At 55.5% G+C, this 21,474-nt stretch carries 21 protein-coding genes and 1 tRNA gene; 8 read left to right on the top strand and 14 right to left on the bottom strand.

Annotated features, from left to right (window positions below):
* Positions 1 to 118: 118 nt before the first annotated feature.
* Positions 119 to 1,162 carry a gentisate 1,2-dioxygenase gene (gene gtdA, locus J2T37_RS08640; protein WP_253355193.1) on the bottom strand — a complete coding sequence of 348 codons (1,044 nt, stop codon included), beginning with the start codon at positions 1,160 to 1,162 and terminating at the stop codon, positions 119 to 121.
* 128 nt (positions 1,163 to 1,290) lie between these two features.
* Between gtdA and J2T37_RS08635 the strand changes: the two genes are divergently transcribed.
* Positions 1,291 to 2,055 (top strand): LysR family transcriptional regulator, encoded by a 765-nt coding sequence (locus J2T37_RS08635; protein WP_253355192.1) that lies wholly within the window; start codon positions 1,291 to 1,293, stop codon positions 2,053 to 2,055.
* Positions 2,056 to 2,394: 339 nt separating this feature from the next.
* Here J2T37_RS08635 and J2T37_RS08630 read toward each other — a convergent pair whose 3' ends face one another.
* The 3 genes from J2T37_RS08630 to tsaB form a co-directional block, all read right to left on the bottom strand.
* Complete coding sequence (locus J2T37_RS08630; protein ID WP_253355191.1) at positions 2,395 to 3,201, bottom strand: uracil-DNA glycosylase family protein; 807 nt, start codon at positions 3,199 to 3,201, stop codon at positions 2,395 to 2,397.
* Positions 3,202 to 3,290: 89 nt separating this feature from the next.
* Positions 3,291 to 3,734 carry a ribosomal protein S18-alanine N-acetyltransferase gene (gene rimI / locus J2T37_RS08625; RefSeq protein WP_253355190.1) on the bottom strand — a complete coding sequence of 148 codons (444 nt, stop codon included), beginning with the start codon at positions 3,732 to 3,734 and terminating at the stop codon, positions 3,291 to 3,293.
* Complete coding sequence (tsaB, locus tag J2T37_RS08620) at positions 3,731 to 4,408, bottom strand: tRNA (adenosine(37)-N6)-threonylcarbamoyltransferase complex dimerization subunit type 1 TsaB (protein WP_253355189.1); 678 nt, start codon at positions 4,406 to 4,408, stop codon at positions 3,731 to 3,733. Before tsaB ends, rimI begins: the two co-directional genes overlap by 4 nt.
* A 109-nt stretch (positions 4,409 to 4,517) precedes the next feature.
* On the opposite strand from tsaB, the gene gluQRS reads away from it, so the two are divergent.
* The 5 genes from gluQRS (at position 4,518) to J2T37_RS08595 (ending at position 8,151) form a co-directional block, all read left to right on the top strand.
* Positions 4,518 to 5,411, top strand: a complete 894-nt coding sequence (gene gluQRS, locus J2T37_RS08615) for a tRNA glutamyl-Q(34) synthetase GluQRS (protein WP_253355188.1) — start codon at positions 4,518 to 4,520, stop codon at positions 5,409 to 5,411.
* A gap of 302 nt (positions 5,412 to 5,713) precedes the next feature.
* On the top strand, positions 5,714 to 6,445 hold the full coding sequence (locus J2T37_RS08610; protein ID WP_253355187.1) for a LytR/AlgR family response regulator transcription factor: 732 nt from the start codon (positions 5,714 to 5,716) through the stop codon (positions 6,443 to 6,445).
* A gap of 112 nt (positions 6,446 to 6,557) precedes the next feature.
* Entirely contained in the window at positions 6,558 to 7,223 is a 666-nt protein-coding gene (locus J2T37_RS08605) for a histidine phosphatase family protein (RefSeq protein ID WP_253355186.1), read from the top strand.
* 77 nt (positions 7,224 to 7,300) lie between these two features.
* The gene (locus tag J2T37_RS08600; protein WP_253355185.1) at positions 7,301 to 7,966 is read left to right on the top strand and encodes a histidine phosphatase family protein; all 666 of its coding nucleotides are present in this window, start codon (positions 7,301 to 7,303) and stop codon (positions 7,964 to 7,966) included.
* A gap of 109 nt (positions 7,967 to 8,075) precedes the next feature.
* Positions 8,076 to 8,151, top strand: a tRNA-Lys gene (locus J2T37_RS08595).
* 157 nt (positions 8,152 to 8,308) lie between these two features.
* Here J2T37_RS08595 and apbC read toward each other — a convergent pair.
* On the bottom strand, positions 8,309 to 9,388 hold the full coding sequence (gene apbC, locus J2T37_RS08590) for an iron-sulfur cluster carrier protein ApbC (RefSeq protein WP_253355184.1): 1,080 nt from the start codon (positions 9,386 to 9,388) through the stop codon (positions 8,309 to 8,311).
* Between the two features lie 442 nt (positions 9,389 to 9,830).
* Between apbC and J2T37_RS08585 the strand changes: the two genes are divergently transcribed.
* Positions 9,831 to 10,796: an L-lactate dehydrogenase gene (locus J2T37_RS08585; protein ID WP_253355183.1), complete on the top strand. Its 966-nt coding sequence runs from the start codon at positions 9,831 to 9,833 to the stop codon at positions 10,794 to 10,796.
* A 78-nt stretch (positions 10,797 to 10,874) separates the two neighbouring features.
* Here the strand turns inward: J2T37_RS08585 and hpf are convergent, their stop codons facing one another.
* From hpf to J2T37_RS08550, 7 genes are all read right to left on the bottom strand, one after another.
* On the bottom strand, positions 10,875 to 11,192 hold the full coding sequence (gene hpf / locus J2T37_RS08580) for a ribosome hibernation-promoting factor, HPF/YfiA family (protein ID WP_253355182.1): 318 nt from the start codon (positions 11,190 to 11,192) through the stop codon (positions 10,875 to 10,877).
* Between the two features lie 155 nt (positions 11,193 to 11,347).
* A complete protein-coding gene (gene rpoN, locus J2T37_RS08575; RefSeq protein WP_253355181.1) occupies positions 11,348 to 12,709 on the bottom strand; it encodes an RNA polymerase factor sigma-54 in 1,362 nt (453 codons plus the stop codon).
* A 130-nt stretch (positions 12,710 to 12,839) separates the two neighbouring features.
* Positions 12,840 to 13,574, bottom strand: a complete 735-nt coding sequence (gene lptB / locus J2T37_RS08570; protein ID WP_253355180.1) for an LPS export ABC transporter ATP-binding protein — start codon at positions 13,572 to 13,574, stop codon at positions 12,840 to 12,842.
* Positions 13,575 to 13,600: 26 nt separating this feature from the next.
* Positions 13,601 to 14,143, bottom strand: a complete 543-nt coding sequence (gene lptA, locus J2T37_RS08565; protein ID WP_253355179.1) for a lipopolysaccharide transport periplasmic protein LptA — start codon at positions 14,141 to 14,143, stop codon at positions 13,601 to 13,603.
* A complete protein-coding gene (lptC, locus tag J2T37_RS08560) occupies positions 14,124 to 14,705 on the bottom strand; it encodes an LPS export ABC transporter periplasmic protein LptC (protein WP_253355195.1) in 582 nt (193 codons plus the stop codon). Before lptC ends, lptA begins: the two co-directional genes overlap by 20 nt.
* Before the next feature lie 2 nt (positions 14,706 to 14,707).
* Entirely contained in the window at positions 14,708 to 15,244 is a 537-nt protein-coding gene (locus J2T37_RS08555) for a KdsC family phosphatase (protein ID WP_253355178.1), read from the bottom strand.
* A 102-nt stretch (positions 15,245 to 15,346) separates the two neighbouring features.
* Complete coding sequence (locus tag J2T37_RS08550) at positions 15,347 to 16,321, bottom strand: KpsF/GutQ family sugar-phosphate isomerase (protein WP_253355177.1); 975 nt, start codon at positions 16,319 to 16,321, stop codon at positions 15,347 to 15,349.
* A 109-nt stretch (positions 16,322 to 16,430) separates the two neighbouring features.
* On the opposite strand from J2T37_RS08550, the gene tal reads away from it, so the two are divergent.
* Positions 16,431 to 17,486, top strand: a complete 1,056-nt coding sequence (tal, locus tag J2T37_RS08545) for a transaldolase (RefSeq protein WP_253355176.1) — start codon at positions 16,431 to 16,433, stop codon at positions 17,484 to 17,486.
* A gap of 79 nt (positions 17,487 to 17,565) precedes the next feature.
* Here tal and carB read toward each other — a convergent pair whose 3' ends face one another.
* Complete coding sequence (carB, locus tag J2T37_RS08540) at positions 17,566 to 20,775, bottom strand: carbamoyl-phosphate synthase large subunit (protein WP_253355175.1); 3,210 nt, start codon at positions 20,773 to 20,775, stop codon at positions 17,566 to 17,568.
* 315 nt (positions 20,776 to 21,090) lie between these two features.
* The gene (locus J2T37_RS08535; protein WP_253355174.1) at positions 21,091 to 21,471 is read right to left on the bottom strand and encodes an endonuclease domain-containing protein; all 381 of its coding nucleotides are present in this window, start codon (positions 21,469 to 21,471) and stop codon (positions 21,091 to 21,093) included.
* Positions 21,472 to 21,474: the final 3 nt, after the last annotated feature.

Here is a 21,474-nt window from a genome sequence, read left to right as displayed (position 1 = left end):
TAAGGGATTACCTGAAGTCAGACGGCCTGCAATGTGCATAATTAACCGTGTTTGATGTTACTGACCGACGGGTTGGCAACACAGTTGCTACATTAAAATAAAATTTTTCAGACGGCCTTTATTCGCGTGATTCGCGCAGCAGCCCCAGCGCTTCCAATACAGGACGGTCAGAGTAGCTGAACAGCACCACGTCTTCGCCGTTGTCCGCTTCCAAACGTACCGGATACCAAGACGGGGCGACGAAGATGTCGCGTGGTGAGAATTTGAACACCGAATCGCCGATATAGGCGGTGCCGTGGCCTTCGACGGCGGTGTAAACGGTGGAGTCGGAGCTGCGGTAGGTTTTGCCCTTGAAACCGGCTGGCAGGTATTGCAGGAAAGTGCCGATGGTCGGCATCGCCCAGCCGCCGGTGGTCGGGTTGACGTAGCGCATTTTCACGCCGTCGTATTCGTCCAAACGCTCGAAACGGTAGAGTTTGTCGAGCGCTTCGCGGTAGCGGTCATACGGGTAGCAGAAAATCGGCGAAGTCGGGTTGGTTGCTTTGTGGCGCACCGGCGTCATGTTGTAGCCGAAACGGGCAAAACTTTCGCCTTCGTGTTTGAAGATTTCCTGCTCTTTTTCCGCGTGTTTTTCCGCAAAACCGGCATCCAAAGCCACCAAAAGCGGAATATCCAAGCCGTCGAGCCAAACCACCGGTTCGCCGCCGTCGGCCACGGTCGGGTTGCCGTGGTCGTGCCAGTTCCAAGACGGGGTGATGATGAAGTCGCCCGGGTGCATGGTGGTGCGCTCGCCGTTAACCGCCGTCCATGCGCCTTTGCCTTCCAATACGAAGCGCAGCGCCGATTGGGTGTGGCGGTGGCTCGGGGCGATTTCGCCCGGCAGAATCAGCTGGATACCGGCATACAGCGATTGGGTCACGCTGGATTTGCCCGGCAGCGACGGATTTTCCAACACCAACACGCGGCGCACCGCTTCTTCGGCGGTAATCAGCGTACCCGCTTCCATCACATACGGGCGCAGCTCGTCGTATTTCCAAATGGCGGGGATGATGGTCGGTTTTGGGTGTTCCACCACCAAGTTGTGCAGCGACAGCCACAGCGGGGACAAGTGGTTGGCGGCGAGGTGTTGATAATATTCTTGACGTTGTGTTTCCAAAGACATGGCATCTCTCCTTAAATCGGTCTAATTTTCAAATAACTACATCCGACTACATTGCTGTAATATGCCAAAGTGACTATGATATGAAAAATAATAATTTTTTATGAAGCATACCAAAAAGGATATAACTGGTGAGTGATTGGACACGGCGCGTGCGTTTGCGCCATTTGGAGATTGTGTTGGCACTGGCGGAAAACGGCAATATCAGCCAAACCGCTGCTGATTTAAACATGACCCAGCCGGGCATTTCGCGCTGGTTGAAAGAATTGGAAGACGACATCGGTCTGCCGCTGTTTGAGCGCCACGCGCGCGGCCTGAAGCCGACTGCGCACGGCGAAGTGTTGGTCAAACACGCCCGCGAGCTGTTGAATTACTTGGATTTGACCCGAGACGACATGAAGGCGCGTAAGCAGCACGGCAGCGGCCTAGTGCGTATCGGCTGCTCCGGCGCGACGACCACCAATACCGCGCCGGAAGTCGTGGCCGAGCTGACCGATTGTCAGATTCTCTTGCTGGAAAGCACCATGGACGAGCTGCTGGCGAAGCTGCAAAACGGCAGTTTGGACATGATTATCGGCCGTTCCACCCACCGCCTGCTGCCCGAAAATATCGGTCACGAAACCGTTTACATCGAGCCGCTGCACTTTATCGCCGGCACACATCATCCGCTGGCGAAGGAAGCAAAAGTCAGCTGGAAGCAGCTCTACCAATACCGTTGGCTGGTGTGGCCGCCGAATACCCCCATCCGGCAGGAGCTGGAAGCCTCGCTGCTGCACGCCCGCAAAAGCCTGCCGCCCGACCACATCGAAAGCAATTCCGCCAACTTCAATGTCAACCTGCTGGAACAGACCGACTTTATCAGCATTGCCTCCGCACGCACGGCGCAGCGCTGGTAGCATTTCGGGCTGGCGGCGATTCTGAATATCCAACTGTCGGCGCTCGGCTCGGTGTCGGTGTTTTGGCGCAAAGACAGCCTGAAACGCCCGACTGTGGCGCAGACATTGGAAATTGTGCGCAGCAAGGGCTGGAAGGAAGGATAAATGTATTGCACGCAAAAGGCCGCCTGAAAACGAATTTCAGACGGCCTTTGACATTTGCTTTGCGTAACTCAAGAGCCATCGGTTACAGCCATGAGGATTGGGTTAGAAACCCTGTATCGGCCTGAGTTTCTGTTGGGATTTCATCCCAACCTACGCGGTTGGCTGTTGCTGCGCTTGAGCACCACGCCAATTTTTTCAGACGGCCTGACTTGCCAGCAGCCGTTTTAATTTCTTCAATTCCGCCCACGCCTGCGCTTTGAGCTGCGGTTGGCGCAGCAGGCGGGCGGGGTGGGGGATGACGAAATACGGCAGGCCGCCGCACAGTTGCGCCATCAAATCCGCCTGCGCCTCCTGCTCGAAAATCTGTCCCAAAAACAATACCGCTTTGGCGGCGGATTGTTCGCGTTCGGCCAGCAGCTGCGGCAGCGCGGCCTGCATTTGCGCCGCGTCGGGCGTGTTTTTGAACACGGGCGGGGTTTTCACCCAGCAGGTCTTGTGCGCCTGCTGCGGGGTCAGACCGACGGAGGCCAGTATATTGTCGAGCAATACGCCGACACTGCCGCAGAAAAGCTGCCCGTTCAGGCTGTCTTCGGTGGCGGGGCAAATGCTGATGACCATGATTTCAGAAGGCATAACGACGCTGTGCAAAGGAGCGGCAAGGCCGTCTGAAAAATCGGCGGGAACGGCGGCGGCATGAGGTTCGGCAGCAGTACGCGCCTGCGGCGCAGTATCGGGCGCGCGATTGTCCGGCACGGTACGGGCTGCCGCTGCTTTCGGCGTTTTCAAGGCGTTGATGGCGGCCAAACGCGCGGCAGAGGGCTGTGCGGCGGCCTGCACCGCTTGCGCCACGGGTTTGACGGCGGCAGTCGGCGCGGCGGGTGTGGCCGATACTTGCGGCGCAACGGCAGATTTTTCAGACGGCCTGAACACGGCTTCGCGGTTCAGCCACATCGGGCCCAGCCCCAAGGCTTCGTGCAGGTGCAGATAGCGGCTGCTTAACATGGCTTCTCCGTGTCGGGTATCGTAACGTAGGGTGGGTGTTAACCCACCGAAATGAGTGAAATCGATAAAATGGTGGGTCAAGACCCACCCTACAAAACGCGCTCCATCAACACCGCATCTTCCCTTGCGCCTTCCGGCAGCGGGTAATAGCCCTTGCGCCGTCCGCATTCTTGAAAACCGTAGCGGCGGTATAGTGTTTGTGCGGCGGTATTGTTGTCGCGCACTTCTAAAAACAGGCGCGTGCAGCCGACTTCCAAGGCCGTCTGAAACCATTGCGCCATGAGCTGCGCGGCGATTCCTTGGCGGCGTTGCGCGGGCGCGGTGGCAATCAGGTGCAGCTCGGATTCGCCGCACACCGTCTGCCACACAATCAAACCGGCCAAGCCACCGTCGCGTTCGGCCAGTAAAACGGTGTCGAAACGGCCGTCAAGCGCGGCGGCAAATTGTGTGGCCGACCACGGCGAGGGGTTGCATTGCGCATCCAGCGCGGCAAGGGCGGCGCAGTCGGCGGCGGTGGCGGCGCGGATATTCATCGCGGTGCTTTCCGTTCGGCCTGCTCTTTGGCGGTCAGGGCGACTTTGTCGCGTACATACAGCAATTCGGCATGTGCCGCGTCGGTGGAGGGATAGCGGCCGCTTGCGGCCAAGTTCAGATAATCCGCCGCCGTCGGCATGGCGGGGCTGCCGTCAAACGGCGGCTTGTCGGCGAGGGCAAAGGCGTTGCCGATGCCGTCTGAAAAAACGGCGTGTTCGGGCAAGGCAATTTCCGCTGCTTTGCCGACTTGGTACGCGCTCAAGCGGCGGTGGGCGGCGGTGTCGAACCAAGCGTAAAACACTTCGCCCATGCGCGCGTCGGTGGCGGCCAATACGCAATGTCGGTCGGGACAAAGATAGGCTGCCGCAACCAGACAGGGAATGCCGATTAAGGGCGTGTCAAACGGCGTGGCCAAGCCCTGCGCCACACCCGTGCCGATACGCAGTCCGGTAAACGCGCCCGGGCCTTGCGCATAAACGATGGCGGCAAGGTCGGCGGCGCCGATACCGGCTTCGGCCAACAGCTCGCGGATGGTCGGCAGAATTAGATCGGATTGTTTGGTGCCGGCTTCTTGGTGGCGCAACAGCGTCTCGCCGCCCGCACGCAAGGCGAGCGAGAGGTAGGAGGTGCTGGTGTCGATGGCTAAAACGGGGCGGGTAAAATCAACGGGCATGGTGGGGCGGATAATAAGATTTTCAGACGGCCATTATAGCATTGCTTGCGGCGGTTTTTATGGTTGATAATGGCGGTTTTCAGACGGCCTTTTATCCCCGATACACACCATGACACAATACACTGGACGTTTTGCCCCCAGCCCCACGGGGCTTTTGCATATCGGCTCGCTGCTGACCGCCGTGGCCTCTTATGCCGACGCACGTGCCCACGGCGGGCGCTGGCTGGTGCGCATGGAAGACCTTGACCCGCCGCGCGAAATGGCGGGGGCGGCGGACGATATTTTGCGCACGCTGGAGGCGTTCGGCTTTGAGTGGGACGGCGAAGTGGCGTATCAGAGCCGCCGCCATGAGCTTTACGCCGAAGCCTTAGGCCGTCTGAAAAAACAAGATTTGGTCTATCCCTGCTATTGCAGCCGCAAAGACTGGCAGGCCACCGCCGCGCTGGGCGCGGACGGTTTTGTGTATAACGGCCGCTGCCGCATTCCCGCCGACAGGCCGTCGGAAAACGGCAAAGCCCCGGCTTGGCGCGTGCGCGTGCCGGATAAAACCATTGCTTTTGAGGATGAAATCGTCGGGCATTACGCGCAAAATCTGGCGCACGACATCGGCGATTTTGTGCTGCTGCGTGCCGACGGCTATTGGGCTTATCAGCTGGCGGTGGTGGCGGACGACGCGGAGCAGGGCATTACGCATATCGTGCGCGGGCAGGATTTGTTGGTTTCCACACCGCGCCAGATTTACCTGCAAGAATGTTTGGGGGCGGCTACACCGCATTACGCCCATTTGCCTTTGTTAACGAACCGAGTCGGACAAAAATGGTCTAAACAAACGCTGGCGCCTGCATTAGAATTAGGCCGTCGTGCGGATTTGCTGCGGCAGGTCATGGCTTATCTGAATCTGCCGAGTGCGCCGCCGACCGACAAGCCGCAGGCGCTGCTGGCGTGGGCGGTGCAAAATTGGGACATCAGCCGAGTGCCCAAGCAGGCCATCGCCACGGAGTAGTGGCGGGATGGGCAATCATGTTGCAATTTATTCAATCGGGGAGGCAGATTTTATTAAACTTTGTCATTGAAGGTTAGATTTCTATTTTTTTGAACCAAAAGATAAGAAATTAATGTATATTTTCGAACGCTATCATTGAATGTGGCGCAAGCGGACAAGCAAGCGGGTCAAGCGGGGAAGCAGGCCTGTGGTGCGGCAGTATGTCGGCGGCGCAACGGCCGCAGCGTAAGGTTGCAGCCGTATTCAGACGGCCGGGGATAATCCGGTTACGATTAACCATAAAAATAAAGAAAAGCAAAAATATGCCAAGTGCCATTATTGTTGAAGATGAAGTGCTAGCAGCAGAGCGCTTACGGGTTTTACTGGAAGACTGCAATGTCGTGTTGTTGAAAACGTTTCACCATGCCCAGCCCGCGTTGGATTGGTTGAGCATGCACGAAGCCGATATTGTCTTCGTGGACATCGGTCTGCCGGAAATTACCGGTTTGGAGCTGGTTGACCGCATCAAACGTGTGGCCAAACGCCAGCCGGAGATTATTTTTACCACCGCATATGAAGAGTATGCGCTTAAAGCGTTTGAACTGGCGGCGGTGGATTATCTGCTCAAACCGATTAAAATTACCCGCTTGCAGGCGGCTTTGGATCGGGTCAGCGAAAAATTCCATGAAAAAGCGGACGATTTTACCCACTTTAAGGTGTTCAACCGCAACCGCATGGTTGAAATTCCTTGGCAGCAAGTGCGCTATTTGTTGGCAGAGCATAAAACCGTATTGTTATTTACTGGCGATGGGCAAAGCTATGAATTACCGAAAACGCTGGTGTATTGGGAAGAGATTTTGGGCGATAAGGTTATCCGTATCCACCGCAATGCCTTGGTTTTCCGCCATACTTTAGATTGCTTGATTCGCTTGGATACCGAAGAAGACGAAAGCAATGCCACTTGGGGCGCTAAAGTCTTGGATGTGGAGCAGCCTTTGGTGGTCAGCCGCCGTCAGTTGGCCGCCATCCGTAAAATCCTGAAAAACGGCGGCTAAATAATATTGCCATCTTTTCAAGAAAACCCTGCTTACCGCAGGGTTTTCTTGTTTTCAACAGATGAACAGGTTATATTTAGGCCATCTGAAAACGACAAAATAGGAAAGCGAAATGGCCTTAGAGGTCTATTTAGTACGCCACGGCAAAACCGTGTTCAATACCACCGGCCGCCTGCAAGGTTGGAGCGATTCGCCGCTGACGGCAGAAGGCAAGGCCGTGGCGGAAAATTTGGGCAAGGCTTTAAACGGCAATATCCGTTTTGACGCTGCCTTTTGCAGCGTCAGTCCACGCGCTTACCAAACGGCGCAACTGATTTTGCAACATCAGGGGCAGAATGACTTACTCCTGCAAGTAGTGGAAGAAGTGCGCGAATACTGTTTCGGCGGATTTGAAGGCGAACGGGTGAAAAACCTGCACAGCCTGATTGCCCAAGAGCGCGGTTATCCCGACGCCGCCGCTTGGCTGGAAGCCTACCGCCACGCCGACCGGCATTTGCTGGCCGAAAGCGTCAGCCGCTTGGATACGCTCGGTTTGGCGGAAAACGAATCGCAGTTTATCGGCCGTCTGAAAAAAGGCATGGCTGCCATCGCCGAACACTCGCCTGCCGAAGGCCGCGTGTTGCTGGTGTCGCACGGCATGTCGATTACCGGTATCTTGAAAAGCATAGACCCGCAATCTACCCTGTATCAGAGCGTGCCCAACGCCAGCGTTTCACGTTTGCAATACGACAACGGCGCTTGGCGGATTTTAAGCGTGGGCGAACAATACGGAAAATAACGGCCGGATAGAAAATTTATCCGATGATTCACTCAGATGGCCGTCTGAAAATCTTTCAAACAACAAGGAGCAAACGCATGGCTTTAGAAATCTATCTGGTGCGCCACGGCAAAACTGTTTTCAACATTACCGGCCGCACCCAAGGCTGGAGCGATTCGCCGCTGCTGCCCGAAGGCATTGCCGCTGCGGAAAATTTGGGCAAAGTATTGAACGGCAAAATCCGTTTCGACGCCGCCTTTTGCAGCGGCAGCCCGCGCGCTTACCAAACCGCCAAGCTGATTTTGAACAACCAAGGGCAGGGCGCAGATTTGCCCTTGCAAGTGGTGGAAGACGTGCGCGAATACAATTTCGGCGGTTTGGAAGGCGCGAATCAGGCCAAGTTATACGAGCAAATTGCCGAAAAACGCGGCTATGCCGATGTTCCCGCGCTGATGGCCGCCTACCGCGATGTCGACCATCATCTGATTGCCGAGAGTATCCACGAGCTTGACCCTTACAGCTGGGCGGAGAGTGAAGCGCAGTTTGTCGGCCGTCTGAAAAAAGGTTTCCAAACTGTGGCCGACTTGTCGCCTGCCGACGGCCGCGTGCTGCTGGTGTCGCACGGCATGGTCGTCACCACCATTCTGAAAACCATCGCGCCGCAGGATACGCTGTATCAAAGCGTGGAAAACGTCAGCGTGACTCGTCTGCAGTATGAAAACGGCAAGTGGACGATTTTAAGCATAGGCGAAAAGTTGGCATAAACGGTGCGGAATCAGAATCAGGCCGTCTGAAATTGATTTTCAGACGGCAAGAAAATTGCGCTCAAGTATTGACAGCCCATAAAGTGTCGCCTATAATACGCAGCTTATCGGGTCGTTAGCTCAGCTGGTAGAGCAGCGGACTTTTAATTCGTTGGTCGAGCGTTCGAATCGCTCACGACCCACCAGATAACCGGAAACGCCGTTGACGAAAGTCAACGGCGTTTTTGTTTGGCTTGGTGTCGTATGCGGTCTTTAAGAAGTGGGCGCAAACAGTAAATTCTTTATCAAAAATGCCGTCTGAAAATCTGATGATTTTCAGACGGCATTGCGTTTATTCGGCGTTTACTCCACCACGATTTTCGGGAAGCGGCTGCTAAAGTCTTTGCCTTTGTCCGCGACCGCCAGCGCCACTTGGAACGCGGCTTGGGTGTAGATGTCCGCGATGGCGGGGTTGGTGTCGAACAGTTGCAGCGCAGTGCCGTTGTCCATCGCCTCGCGCACGGGCAGCGACAGCGGCAGTTGACCCAAGAGCGGTACGTTGAGGCGTTCGGCCAAATGTTTGCCGCCTTCCGTGCCGAAAATCGCTTCGGCGTGGCCGCAATTTGAGCAGATGTGTACCGACATGTTTTCCAATACGCCGAAAATCGGGATGTTCACTTTTTGGAACATGTCCACGGCTTTACGCGCGTCAATCAGGGCGATGTCTTGCGGCGTGGTGACGACTACTGAGCCGGTAACGGGGATTTTTTGCGACAGGGTCAGCTGGATGTCGCCCGTGCCCGGCGGCAGGTCGATGAAGAGGTAATCCACGTCGTTCCATTCGCTTTGGAACAGTAATTGTTGCAGCGCCTGGCTCAACATCGGGCCGCGCCAAACCACGGCTTGGTCGGTGTCCACCAAAAAGCCGATAGACATCACCTGAATGCCGCTGTCGGCTTGAACCGGTACCAATTTATGGTCTTTTTGGTCGGGCTTGCCGTCGGCCACGCCCAGCATGGTCGGCTGGCTCGGGCCGTAGAGGTCGGCATCGAGTACGCCCACGCGTGCGCCCATACGCGCCATCGCGGTGGCGAGATTGGCGGTGGTGGTGGATTTGCCCACGCCGCCTTTGCCTGAGGCAACGGCGATGATGTTTTTCACGCCTTTGATGGTGGCGACGCCGGGTTGCACTTTATGCGTGCCAATCACGGTATCAATGCTCAAGTGAATCGGTGTGTCGCCGGTTTGCGCGATGACGGCTTCCTGAATGCGGTTGGCCAATTCTGCGCCGATATGGTGAACGGGGAAAGCAAATTGCAGTTTGATGTGCAGGCCGTCTGAAAGCTCTTCAAGCGCTTGCACGGCTTTTTCGCTGCCGACTGTGCGGCGGGTCAGGGGGATTTCAACCGCTTCGAGCGCGGTTTGAATGGCGGAAAGGTTCATTGTTGTTCTCGATAAAGATGGTGTGGTTGGATGATTTGATGGCTACATCGGGCTGACAGGCAGAAAAATCAAGCATGCGCTGCTAATACAGCGCCTATTCTAACAGAGATGCTCGCTTTTTTCAGACGGCATTAACTTAGAACCTGTATTCACAATCTTGATAGCGGCTTTTTATTGCCTAATCATACGCCTACTGCGTTGGACTTTTATGTCAATAGTCCACTATTGGTATAAAAGTCCGCCTTGTATTCGTATGATTATTCAACAAAAATCCATCTATCAATCTTATGAATACAGGTTCTTATCTTTATGCGTCGGCGACCGACGGTAGGCAGAGGGTTAAAAAAGATTAATGGCCAAATTGCGTCTGACGGTATCCGCTACATTCTTCTATAATGAAGAAAGAAAATTTTTTTATTCAAATAGGAAAGGATGAGAAGAAATGTCTAGGAAAGTCGGTAATAAAGTCGTGTTAATCGGGGTCGGCGCGGTCGGTATCAGCTATGCCTATTCCATGCTCAACCAAGGCCATTGCGACGAGCTGGTTTTGATTGATTTGAACCGAAAACGGGCGGAAGGGGAAGCGCGTGATTTGCGCCACGGTATGCCGTATGCGCCAACGCCTGCGCAGATTTATGTCGGCGATTACACCGATTGCGCCGATGCGGATATTGTCTGCATTTGCGCTGGCGTGCCGCAGCGTTCGGGCGAAACGCGCTTGGATTTGATTGACAACAATCTGCGAGTATTCCATTCCATCGTTACGGCGGTGATGAATTCGGGCTTTGACGGCATTTTCTTGGTGGCAACCAATCCGGTGGATGTGTTGTCGTATGCCACTTGGCGTTTCTCCGGTCTGCCCAAAGAGCGCGTTATCGGCTCGGGTACAATTTTGGATTCCGCCCGTTTCTGCGTGTGCTTGGGCAATGAGTTTGACGTCGCTTCGTGGAGTGTGGACGCGATGATGATGGGCGAACACGGCGACAGTGTGATTGCGGTGTGGAGTTCGGCCACCATTGCGGGCGTGCCGCTAAAAGAGATTTTGGAGCAGAATGAGCAGGGCAAGGCGCGGATGGAAAAAATCTACAATACCGTGCGCAATGCCGCCTATGAAATCATCGAAGCCAAAGGCTCGACCAGCTACGGTATCGGCATGGCCTTAAGCCGTATTTCCAAAGCGATTTTGCACAACCAGAGCGTGGTGTTGCCGGTATCGGCCTTGCTCAATGGTGAATTCGGGCAGGAAAACGTGTATATCGGCGTGCCGGCGGTGATTAACCGCCAAGGCGCGGTGCGCGTGATTAACAAACGCTTGGACGAGGAAGAAGCGGCGCAGTTTGAGGCCTCGGCCAAACTGTTGAAAAGCTATCAGCAGAAAGTGGATGATTTTTTAGGCGCATTGGATTGAGCGGGATGTGAAAGCAAAGGCCGTCTGAAAACTGATTTTCAGACGGCCTTTGTTTGTTATACTCATGAATCGAGCAGATTATTCTTCGGTTACGCCCGGTTTCGCACCGCGCACATCGCCGGATTTTTCTTTGTGTTTCACAATCGCGCGATCCAGTTTGTCCATCAATACGTCAATGGCGGCGTACATGTCCTGCTCGACGGCTTCGACGTGCAAATCCTTACCGGCCAAATGCGCGTCGGCTTCGGCTTTCTGATTGACTTTTTCCACCGAAAGGGTCACGGTGACCGAAATCAGATTGTCGGCATGACGGTTGATCCGCTCCAATTTTTTATTGATGTAGTCTTTGATGGCTTCGGTAACGTCAAAATTCAGACCGGTAATTTTCAGGTTCATGATACAGCTCCTTCGGTTGAGTAAATCCGTTGGGAACGGACGAAAATTCAGGCCGGTCGGAGAAATTAATTTCTGCTACGGCGTTGGCTCGCCTTGTCGTACTACCTGTACTGTCTGCGGCTTGCCGCCTTGTATCAGAATTTACTTTCTCCGACCTATCCGCCCCGTTTGCGTTGGTGGGCGGGCGGAAGGCCGAGCGATTCGCGGTATTTGGCAACGGTGCGGCGGGCGATTTCAACGCCCTGCTGCTGCAAGAGCCGCACCAATGCTTCGTCGGAATAGGGTTTGCTGCTGTTCTCGTGTTCAATCAGTTGGCCGAGCATGGCTTTGACTGCGCTTTGGCTGATGCCTTCATTATCGGCGTCGGCACTGACTGCCTGTGTGAAGAAATAGCGTAACGCAAATAATCCGCGCGGGCAAGCTAAATATTTTTGGTTGGCGGCTCTTGAAATTGTGCTTTCTGCCACGTCTAGAGCGGCGGCGGCGTCTTTGAGCAGCATGGGGGTCAGGCCGATTTCGCCGAAAGTGAAAAAATCGGCTTGGTGTTCAACGATGTATTCGGCCAAGCGGATTACTGTGTGCTTGCGCAGCGCCAAACTGTCGATTTTCTGACGCGCTTCGGCCAGTTTGGTTTTCCATTCGGGGGAAACGTCGTCGGTTTCTTTGAATAAATCGCAGTATTCCTGATTGAGTCGGATATGCGGCCAGGCCGCTTTGTTGCTGCTGACTGCCCAGCCGTGGGCGGTTTCTTTGACCCACACATCGGGCTGCACATAGGCGGTCGGCTCGGCGGCGGCAAAGCCGTTGGCGGGATAAGGATTGAGCGCGGCCACCATTTCCAAGGCCGTCTGAACGGCGTCCTCGCCGTATTGCGGATACTGCTTATGAAAATGGCGCACGTTTTGAGCGCGGTTTTTGCCTAATTCGGGTAAGGCGTCGCTTACCAACCGCGCCGCCAGCTGCCGAGCGGGAGAGGTGGGCAGGCGCATAAGTTGCAGCAGCAGCGATTCGGTCAAATCCGTTGCCGCCACGCCCGCCGGATCGAAGGCTTGCAGCGCGTCGATGGCTTGGCGGACGTCTTCTTCGTCTAACATCCAAGCCAAGGGCGTGTGTTCGAGAATATCGGCAGGGCTGTCGGTCAGGTAGCCCTGCTCGTCCAAACAATCAATAAGCAAGTGTACCAGCTCGGCTTCGCGTGATGAGAGGGGATGTTCGCACACTTGGGCATGCAGGTATTGGTAAAAATCCTGCTCTTCGGCCAGATTCAGCCAAGCCTCTTCGGTTTCGCTACCGCTGATTTGATGTGTTTGCGACGGCGCGGCGGAAAGGTGGGACTCGGCCAGCGGTTCGGCAAACTCGTCACTTTCGGGACGCTCGAGCAGGGGATTTTCTTGCAGCCAGTCTTCCACTTCGCGTTCCAACTCGATACCCGACAGCTGCAACACGCGTAGGGATTGCTGCAAGCGCTGGTTGAGCTGCTGGGTTTGTTTGAGTTTTAAACCGAAGTTTGGGGTCATGGGGCAAGGATAATCGGAAGTGAAATTAGGGAACGGGAAACGGCAATCAGGCCGTCTGAAAATAAACTTACCACAAAATACTGCGGATGACTATTTCAGACAGCCTGAATCAAACGGATTTTAAGCAAAATCAATATTTGAAGTGTTCGCCCAAATACACTTGGCGCACTTTTTCGTTTTCCACTAGCTCGGCCGGTTTGCCCGAGGCCAAGACTTCGCCGTCGTTGATGATGTAGGCGTGGTCGCAAATGCTGAGGGTTTCGCGCACGTTGTGGTCGGTAATCAATACGCCGATACCGCGTGATTTGAGGAACTCGATGATTTTCTGAATATCAATCACGGCAATCGGATCGACGCCGGCAAACGGCTCGTCCAGCAGGATAAAACGCGGTTTGACGGCCAATACGCGGGCGATTTCCACGCGGCGGCGTTCGCCCCCCGATAACGACGGCGCGGGATTGTGGCGCAGGCGTTCGATGTTCAAATCGGCCAGCAGTTTTTCCACTTCGCTGTCAATCTGCGCCTTGTCTTTGAGGCGGATTTCCAGAATGGCGCGGATGTTTTGCTCTACCGTCATTTTGCGGAAAATCGAGGCTTCCTGCGGCAGGTAGCCGATACCGAGGCGGGCGCGTTCGTGTATCGGCTGGTGGCGCAGCTCTTGCCCGTCGAGCAGAATGCTGCCCGCGTCGGCGGCAATCAGGCCGACAATCATGTAGAAACTGGTGGTTTTGCCCGCGCCGTTGGGCCCCAACAGGCCGACCACTTCGCCGCTTTGGATTTCCAAAGAGAAATTTTTGACGACTTGGCGTTTTTTGAAGCTCTTTTGCAGGGCGTTGACGACAAGGCGGCTGGTTTGTTCAGTCATAAGAGATGGCTTTGCGCTAAGGTTATTTATTTGGATTTGCTGCCGGATTTGGTGGTGCTCGGCTGAATCACCACGCTGACGCGGCCGGATTTGGCGGCGGACTTGGTGCCGCCGGTTTTGCTGCTGCCGGCGATGGTGTAGATTTCGGTACGGGTGTTGTAGGTAATCACCGCACCCTCGGCGACATCGCCGCCGCGCTCTACGCGGGCGTTGCCGGTAAGGATGATGGTATTGGTGGCGGAGGCGTAATCCACTTGGTTGCCGTGTCCTTTCACAATGCCTTTGTTGTCGTCCAGCGTTTGGCTGAAGCGCACGGGCGAGCCGTTGGCGCGCATAGTCTGCTCGCCTTTGTCGTTGCGGGTAACGGTTACGGTGTTGGCATTGATATGAATCGTACCCTGCTTGATGATGACGTTGCCGCTGAACGTGGTGGTTTGGTTGGCCTGATCGAGCGAGCCTTGGTCGGCTTCAATCTGAATCGGCTGGCTGTTGTCGCTTTGCAGGGCAAAGGCAGGCGCGGCGGCAAAGGCCAGCACGAGGGCGGAAATTTTAAAGGTTTTTGACATCATAAATGGTGGCTTTCACGCGGGAAGGGAGGTTGAGCAGGCCTTTTTCGTGGTCGTAAGTCATGCCCACGGACGAGCCGTGCGACTGGCCGTATTGAAAGGTAACGGGCGCGTCGGTTTGGGCATAGCGCGTTTCAGTATCGACATGCAGCTTGTCGGTGCGGACAACCCCCTCGGGACGGTCGGCTTCGGCGGCTTTGGTCATGACGACTTTTTCTTCAAATAATACCTGCTTGTTGTCGGTGTTGTAAGTGGCTTCTTTGCTGTTGACCTGGTAGAGCTGCTTGCTTTCCTGATACACTTTCAGCTCGGGCGTCGCCAAATGCACGTCTTTGCTGTCGGGCAGCTGCCACGCGCGCACGGCGGTCAGGTGTTCCTTCAAAAAGCCGGTGGTATCGAAATGGCGGCCGTCGATACCCTCCATCGAATATTGCGGCTCATAAGGATTGAGCTTGACTTCTTCGGTTTGGATTTCGCTGATACGCCCCAGCCACGAGGCCAGGCCGCCCAGCGCCACCGCCAGAATCAGCGGGAACACCAAGCCTTGTCGCAAATGCAGTTGCAGTTTCATTTGACATACTCTTGCAGGGCAGCCTCAAGCGTACCTTGAGCCTGCATAATCACATCGCACACCTCGCGCACAGCGCCTTTGCCCGCCGAGCGTTGCGTAATATACACCGCATGCTGCCGCGTAAACCAATGCGCCTCGGGCACGGCCACGGGCAGGCCGCAGCGCACCATCACGGGCAAATCGACCACATCGTCGCCGACAAAGGCGCATTCGTGTTCTTCGACACCGGCTTGCGCACGCAGTTCGGCATAAGCGGCACGTTTGTCGTGTATGCCTTTGAAATAATAGTTGATTCCGAGCTGCTTCACGCGCAGCCCGACCGAGGGTGCGTCGCGGCCGGTAATGATGGCCGTCTGAACGCCGCTTTGTTGCAGCATTTTCAAGCCGTGGCCGTCGAGCGTATGGAAGGATTTGACCTCCTCGCCGTTGTCGCGGATAAAAATGCGGCCGTCGGTCAAAACGCCGTCCACATCGAGAACCAGCAGCTTGATTTTGGCGGCTTTCGCCTGTAATTCGGGGGATAGGGCTTGCATAGGGCATCCTTTTTTCAGACGGCATTTTAACACGGGCGCGGGAAAAGGCCGTCTGAAAATGTAAAATTTGATACGGTGTAACTTGGGTTGCAAACCCAACAATTAAACAATCCTTGCCATCAGCAAATCATGCATATTCAGCGCGCCGATGACGAGGCCGTCTGAATCCGTAACCAGCAGGCCGTTGACATGGTTTTCCTGCATGTGTTTGAGCGCTTCGGTGGCGAGCTTGTTGGCGGCGATGGTTTTCGGCTCGAGGTGCATGATGTCGTCGACGGTCAGGCCGGTAAAGCTGTCACGTTGTTGAAAGAGGCGGCGCAAATCGCCGTCGGTGAACACGCCTTTCAGACGGCCTTTATGATCGGTGACGGCCAACATGCCCAAGCCTTTTTCGCTCATCAAGACAATCGCTTCTTTCAATAAAGTGCCGCTGACCACGGTGGGCAGCGCGTCGCCGCTGTGCATAATATCGGCCACGCGCAGCAAAAGGCGTTTGCCCAGGCTGCCGGCGGGATGGCTGAGGGCGAAATCGTCGGGGGTAAACTGGCGCGCGCGCAGCAAGACCACCGCCAGCGCGTCGCCCAACGCCATTACCGCCGTGGTGCTGGAGGTCGGCGCGAGACCGAGCGGACAGGCTTCGTGCGACACCGAAGCGGTGATGTGGATGTCGGCATGTTGCGCCATGCTGGAATCGGGGCGGGCGGTAATGCAAATCAGGGTAATGTTTTTGCGTTTGAGCGCGGGGATAATCGCCAAAATTTCATCGCTCTCGCCCGAATTGGAAATGGCCATCACCACGTCGCCGTCAACAATCATGCCCAAATCACCGTGGGCAGCTTCGGCGGGGTGCACGAAAAACGCCGGTGTGCCGGTGGAGGCCATGGTTGCCGCGATTTTGCGGCCGATGTGCCCCGATTTGCCCATGCCGGTAATTACCACGCGGCCTTGGCAATATAACAGCGTTTCGGCGGCGCGGACAAAATCGCCGTCCAGTTCGGCGGCCACTTCGCGCAGCGCGTCGGCCTCGGTGTGCAGCACCTCGCGTGCCCAGTTCAGATAAGATGCGGTATCGCTCATAAGGGTTCCGTTTCGGCAAGATAGCTATGCGTATGATAGCTGTTCAAACACAGCGTTTCGGGGTAGTATTAACTTCCATCAAACACGAACATCACAAGGATCGACAGAGATGACTATTTTATCGGACGTTAAAGCATTAGGACAACAAATCTGGCTGGATAATTTGTCGCGCTCGCTGGTGCAGAGCGGCGAATTGGCCGATATGCTCAAGCAGGGCGTGTGCGGCGTGACCTCCAACCCCGCCATTTTCCAAAAAGCCTTTGCCGGCGACGCGCTGTACGCCGATGAAGTGGCTGCTTTGAAACAGCAAGATCTGACCCCGAAACAACGCTACGAAACCATGGCCATTGCCGACGTACAGGCCGCCTGCGACGTTTGCTTGGGCGAACACGAAGCCAGCGGCGGCAAAACCGGTTTCGTCAGCCTCGAAGTGTCCCCCGAGTTATCCAAAGACGCCGCCGGTACGGTTGCCGAAGCCAAACGCCTGCGCGAAGCCATCGGCCGTAAAAACGTGATGATTAAAGTGCCGACCACCGATGCCGGCATAGAAGCGCTGGAGCAATTGGTTTCAGACGGCCTCTCCATCAACCTGACCCTGCTGTTTTCCCGTACCCAAACCCTGAAAGCCTATGCTGCCTACCAGCGCGGCATTGCCAAACGCGTGGCCGCCGGTTTGCCGGTGGATAATATCCACGTAGTGGCCAGCTTCTTTATTTCCCGCATTGACGCCGCGTTGGACGCGACTCTGCCGGAACAGCTTAAAGGCAAAATCGCCATCGCGCTGGCCAAAGCCGCCTACCAAGACTGGCAGGAATTTTTCGATAACGCCGGATTCAAAGAGCTGGCCGCCAAAGGCGCCAACCGCGTGCAACTCCTATGGGCCTCTACCGGCGTGAAAAATCCGGCCTACCCCGATACCTTGTATGTGGACAGCCTGATTGGTGCCGATACCGTCAACACCGTACCCGACGCCACCTTGAAAGCCTTTATCGACCACGGTACCGCCAAAACCACCCTGACCGAAGGCATTGACGAAGCCTTGGCGCAGCTGGCCGAAGCCGCCAAACTGGGCGTGGACTTGGAAGCCTTGGCCACCCGTTTGCAGGAAGACGGTTTGAAACAGTTTGAAGAAGCGTTTGAGAAACTGCTTGCGCCGTTGGCTTGATTTTAATTGTTTGATTTGAAATAAAAAGGCCGTCTGAAAATCATTCGATTTTCAGACGGCCTTTTTTTACATCACAATCTTACTTTTTCAGACGGCCATGTAATTCCTGCACGCTGTACACGCCCAGGTGGTCGCGGCTTTTCGCGCCTTCGCTCATGGCTTCGCCGCCGGCGATGGTGGTGTATTGCGGCACGCGCTGGGTCAGCGAGGTGCGGCGGATACTGTGGCTGTCGGCCACGGATTGCGCGTCGCTGCCGACGGTATTGATGACAATCGCGATTTCGTCGTTTTTAATCATATCGACGATATGCGGGCGGCCTTCCAATACTTTGTTGACTGCTTGGGCGGTAATGCCGTGTTCTTCCAAATAGGCCGCCGTGCCGCGCGTGGCGCACAGGCCGTAGCCTAAGGCTTGGAAGTTTTTCGCGGTTTTCAAGACCAGCGGTTTATCTTCATCGCGCACGGCGAGGAAGACTTTGCCGGTAGCCGGCAGGCGTTCGCCCGCGCCCAGTTGCGATTTCAGGTAGGCTTCGCCGAAGGTCGCGCCCACGCCCATCACTTCGCCGGTGGAGCGCATTTCCGGACCGAGGATGGTATCGACGCCCGGGAATTTGATAAACGGGAACACGGCTTCTTTGACGGCGTAGAAATCAGGTACGACTTCTTTTTCAATGCCTTGCTCTTTGAGCGAAATGCCCGCCATCGCGCGCGCGCCGACTTTGGCCAGCGAGACGCTGGTGGCTTTGGAGACAAACGGTACGGTACGCGAGGCGCGCGGGTTGACTTCCAATACAAACACCACGCCGTCTTGTACGGCAAATTGTACGTTCATCAGGCCGACCACGCCCAGCGCGTAGGCCATGGCTTTGGTTTGGCGGCGGATTTCGTCTTGAATGTCCTGCGGCAGCGAGTAGGGCGGCAGCGAGCAGCCGGAGTCGCCGGAGTGGATGCCGGCCTGTTCGACGTGCTGCATAATGCCGCCAATAACGACATCGGTGCCGTCTGAAACGCAGTCCACATCGACTTCAATGGCGTTGTTCAAGAAGAAATCGAGCAAGACGGGGCTGTCTTCGGACACTTGCACCGCTTCGCGCATGTATTTTTGCAGCTGCTCTTGGTTGTGCACCACCTGCATGGCGCGGCCGCCCAATACGTAAGACGGGCGCACCACCAGCGGATAGCCGATTTCTTCGGCTTTCACCAGCGCTTCGGCTTCGTTGTGGGCAATGCGGTTGGGCGGTTGGCGCAGGCCGAGATCGTTCAATACTTTTTGGAAGCGTTCGCGGTCTTCGGCGGCGTCAATCGAATCGGCGGACGTGCCGATGATGTTCACGCCGTTTTCCACCAGCGCATTGGCCAGTTTCAGCGGGGTTTGGCCGCCGTAGTGCACAATCACGCCCCATGGGTTTTCTTTTTTGACGATTTCCAACACGTCTTCCAAGGTCAGCGGCTCGAAATACAGGCGGTCGCTGGTGTCGAAGTCCGTGGAGACGGTTTCCGGGTTGCAGTTGACCATGATGGTTTCAAAGCCGGATTCGCGCAGCGACAGGGCGGCGTGGACGCAGCAGTAGTCAAACTCGATACCTTGGCCGATACGGTTGGGGCCGCCGCCGAGAATCATCACTTTTTTGCGGTCGCTCGGTCGCGCTTCGCATTCTTCTTCGTAAGTGGAATACAGATAAGCGGTATCGGTGGCAAACTCGGCCGCGCAGGTATCGACGCGTTTGTAAACCGGATGCAGGTTCAGAGCGTAGCGGTGTTCGCGCACTGCTTTTTCAGAGATATTCAGAAGCTGCGACAGGCGTTTGTCGGAGAAGCCTTTGCGTTTCAGACGGCGTAAGGCGGCGTAGTCCAAATCGGCCAAAGTGCCGTCTGAAACTTTTTGCTCTTCTTTGACCAAGTCTTCGATTTGCGCCAAGAACCAAGGGTCGATGGCGCAGATGTCGAAAATTTCCTGAATGCTGAATCCGGCGCGGAAAGCGTCGGCGACAAACAGCATGCGTTCCGGGCCGGGGTTGGCCAGCTCGCGGCGGATTTCCGATTTGTCGGATGTGCGCGGATTGAAGCCGCACAAGCCGGTTTCCAAACCGCGCAGGGCTTTTTGGAACGATTCCTGCATGGTGCGGCCGACCGCCATCACTTCGCCCACGGATTTCATCTGCGTGGTCAGACGGTCGTCGGCTGCCGGGAATTTTTCAAAGGCAAAGCGCGGGATTTTGGTAATCACATAATCGATAGAAGGCTCAAACGAAGCGGGGGTACGGCCGCCGGTAATGTCGTTTTTCAGCTCGTCTAAGGTGAAGCCGACCGCCAGTTTCGCCGCCACTTTCGCAATCGGGAAACCGGTGGCTTTGGAAGCCAAGGCGGATGAGCGCGATACGCGCGGGTTCATCTCGATGACAATCATTTCGCCGTTGGCCGGATTGATGGCGAATTGTACATTGGAGCCGCCGGTATCCACGCCGATTTCGCGCAACACAGCCAATGAGGCGTTACGCATGATTTGATATTCTTTGTCGGTCAGCGTTTGCGCAGGGGCGACGGTGATGGAGTCGCCGGTGTGCACGCCCATCGGGTCGAAGTTTTCAATCGAGCAGATGATGATACAGTTGTCGTTTTTGTCGCGCACCACTTCCATTTCGTACTCTTTCCAGCCGAGTACGGATTGCTCGATCAGCAATTCATGGGTCGGCGACGCGTCGAAACCGCGTTCGCAAATCGCCAAAAACTCATCTTTATTGTAGGCAATGCCGCCGCCCGATCCGCCCATGGTGAAAGAAGGACGAATCAGCGTCGGGAAACCGACCTGCTCCTGCGCCGCCAGCGCTTCGTTCATGGTGTGGCAGACAAAGGATTTCGGGCAGGACAGGCCGATTTTCGCCATCGCCTCTTTAAAGCGGCCGCGGTCTTCGGCTTTGTCAATCGCGTCTTCGGTAGCGCCGATTAATTCGACATTGTATTTGGCCAATACGCCGTTGCGCGCTAAATCCAGCGCGCAGTTGAGCGCGGTTTGGCCGCCCATGGTCGGCAAAATCGCGTCGGGGCGCTCTTTGGCGATGATTTTTTCCACGGTCTGCCACATAATTGGCTCGATGTAGGTCACATCGGCCATTTCCGGATCGGTCATGATGGTGGCAGGGTTGGAGTTGACCAAAATGACTTTGTAACCTTCCTCGCGCAAGGCTTTGCACGCCTGCGCGCCGGAATAGTCAAACTCGCACGCTTGGCCGATAACAATCGGGCCGGCGCCGATGATGAGGATGGATTTTAGGTCGGTACGTTTAGGCATGGTGTTTTACTCGCTAATAGATACTGCTGGATATGTGTTAATAATGGATTGGTTTGTTCTTAAATTTGCCGCATGAGCGTTTTCGGTGCGGCGGTTAAATAGGGTGGTTATTAGGGGTAAGCGTTGAGGCAAACCTTTGGTTTGCTGCCCTCTCCCTAACCCTCCCCCACGGGGGAGGGGACTGGGCGGTTGCAATGTCTATTTTCTTTGTAGTGATTGCTTCTTGGTAACCTGCTCCCTCCCCCGTGGGGGAGGGTTAGGGAGAGGGCAAAACGGTTAATTTTAATGTTGCACTTATCTTTCAGACGGCATTGCTTAACTTTCTTTTTTGGATAATGCCTGTAAAGTCTGAAAAATTTGCTCCAAAACCGCAGCCGTCTGCTGCAAAATTTCATGATTCCAAAACCGCAACACGGTAAACCCTTGCGCTTCAAACCATTTGCTGCGCGTGTTGTCGTAAGCCGTTTGCTCGGTATGCTGCCCGCTATCGGCCTCTATGATCAGCTTGGGGCGGGTACAGACAAAATCGGCAATATAAGCGCCTAAAGGTTGTTGGCGGCGAAATTTGTAACCGCCCAACCGGTTCGCCCGCAAATGAAACCACAAGACACGCTCTGCTTCGGTCATTTCCCGCCGCATATTTTTGGCGGGTTGCAATAGCAAAGGGTTATCGTGGGCAAACAGTTTGTCTGCCATTTC

It is taken from the genome of Neisseria perflava, from assembly GCF_024170405.1.
GTDB classification, from domain to species: Bacteria; Pseudomonadota; Gammaproteobacteria; order Burkholderiales; family Neisseriaceae; genus Neisseria; species Neisseria perflava_B.
The sequence above is the reverse complement of the archived record's forward strand: the minus strand, read 5'-3'. Positions and strand labels throughout refer to the sequence as shown.